The sequence below is a fragment of the Oleiphilus sp. HI0061 genome (assembly GCF_001635675.1).
Genome location: NZ_LWFE01001303.1, coordinates 1 through 1,985 on the forward strand (window position 1 = coordinate 1; position 1,985 = coordinate 1,985).

Genomic DNA, 1,985 nt, shown 5'->3' on the forward strand with positions numbered 1-1,985 from the left:
TATCATGATTGACACTCCTTCCTATCTGCAAGATGCTAAAGACCTTCTCGGCAAAGATGGCTTCGCGAGCGGCGATGTGTGGTACCACGGTACTTCGTCTGCGCTGGTTACCTCTATTAATGGTGCGGGGCTTAAGCGTTCGGGTGATAAGGTTATGAATCAGGCTGCTAAGAAGACTATGGCAACGATTGGTAATAACTACACCGAGACACATGATCCGGTATTCCTAACACAGAGTAAGGAGCTTGCGTTTTATTGGGCTCAGCAGGCGGTTAGAAGTCGTAGTGTGCGAGTCGAGGGTGATGAGTCGCCAGTTGTTTACGAAGTTAAGCTGCCAGGTGATCTGCTTTCTAAAGTTAGGCCGGATGTTGGCGCTGCAAGTCTTTTGATGGTAAAGGAGGGAGAGCATTATATGGCGTTTTTGGCTGCACTTTATCAAGATAATGAGGCGGGCGCGTTAGATATAAACCTAATGAAAGCTGATCGTAATGAATATCTAAATAAGCTGGGTATGGCTTATATTGATCAAGATATATCACCTGGGTACGTAAAGCTTTTGTCTGAAGGGTAATACCTATAAAAACTTAAATTAATCGTGAAAACATAGTACAAATTCTCTCAGGAAGGCCTATAATTTAGTGTAAATAAAGCTGACACTATTCACTGAGTTTAGGCATTCCTTCGCATGGCAGTAAAAAAGATCCCTATATCCTTACTTAAGGTTGGTATGTATATTACCCAGCTCGATATATCGTGGATTGACAGCCCCTTCATGTATCACCACTTGAAGATAAAAAATGCCGCTCAAATTGATAAGCTGCTCAAGGCGGGTGTCAAGCAGCTCTCGATTGATACCTCAAAGGGTGTTGATGTAGAAACGCCAGCTGATGTTATTCGTGATAAGTCCTCACAAGAGACTGATAAATCACAAGAAGATCAGGCTGCGAAAGATAAGCCAGTTTCAGAAGCAAGTGCTAAGGAAAAATTGCCTGAGCGTACGTCTATTGGTCAGGAGCTTGGTGTTGCTAAAGAGTTAAAGGGCAAAGTTGAGAAGCTGGCAGATGAGATCAATGAAGCTCTCAAAAACGATAAAGTGGTTGATGCTCGGCAGGTTTCGCCTTTAATTGACGCTACGCTGTCTAGTCTACAGCGGAATAACCAAGCACTCGCTATCCTTATCAATATTCAGCGTAAAGATGCTTCGCTCGCAAATCATACTTTCGCTTCATTTAGTTTAGTCTTAAGTATATCTATCAAGCTCAGCTTAGGTGACGATGCACAACAGGCGCTCGCTTTAGCCGCATTTTTTCACGATACGGGTTGGCTAAAACTGCCTATGCATTTGCTTGGTAAGGCATCACCTTATACGGCGAGTGAAAAGAAGTTAATTTATCAGCATGTCTCGATAGGCTTACGGTCGTTAAAACAAAACTGTGAGCTCAGTTCAATCGTAATGCGCATTATTACCGAGCATCATGAGCACCTGGATGGAAGCGGTTACCCTTCTGGACTTAAGTCTGATCAGATACATCCTTTAAGTAAGGTTTTCGCAGTGGTTGTCAGGTATGATGAGTTAGTCCACGGCTTGCTTGATAGGCCTGCGGTAACACCTCATGGCGCTCTTGCTAATCTATATAAAGAGGCCAAAAATGAAAAACTTGATGAGCCTTCCGTGTCAGCGCTGATTAGTCTATTGAGTGTTTATCCGGTGGGTAGTGCTGTCCAGCTAAGCAACAAAGAAAAAGGTATTGTTCTTGAGATCGATGCCGATCAACCAAAATTACCTGTCGTAAAGGTTGTTTACGATATGGCAGGGATGGCGCATATTAAGCCCAAGGTGATTAACCTTGCAAAAATCAAGACAGATAAAGAGCTGTCGATTACTTCTGTCTTGGATCTAACCGTCCCAGGCGCTGACCCTGCACAGTTATTGCGAGTAGACCTTTCGTGAGTCCTTCTTTTGATATCACTTCTATTACCTTGGA

Annotated in this window: 2 protein-coding genes; both read left to right on the top strand. The window is 43.4% G+C overall.

The annotated features are described in order from the left end of the window. The coding region (locus tag A3735_RS31200) for a hypothetical protein (RefSeq protein ID WP_369820543.1) at window positions 1-571 on the top strand (571 nt) is incomplete at its 5' end. A 114-nt stretch (window positions 572-685) separates the two neighbouring features. Next, window positions 686-1,951, top strand: coding sequence for an HD domain-containing phosphohydrolase (locus A3735_RS20630; RefSeq protein WP_068637317.1), 1,266 nt, complete (start codon window positions 686-688; stop codon window positions 1,949-1,951). The last annotated feature ends 34 nt before the right edge of the window (window positions 1,952-1,985 follow it).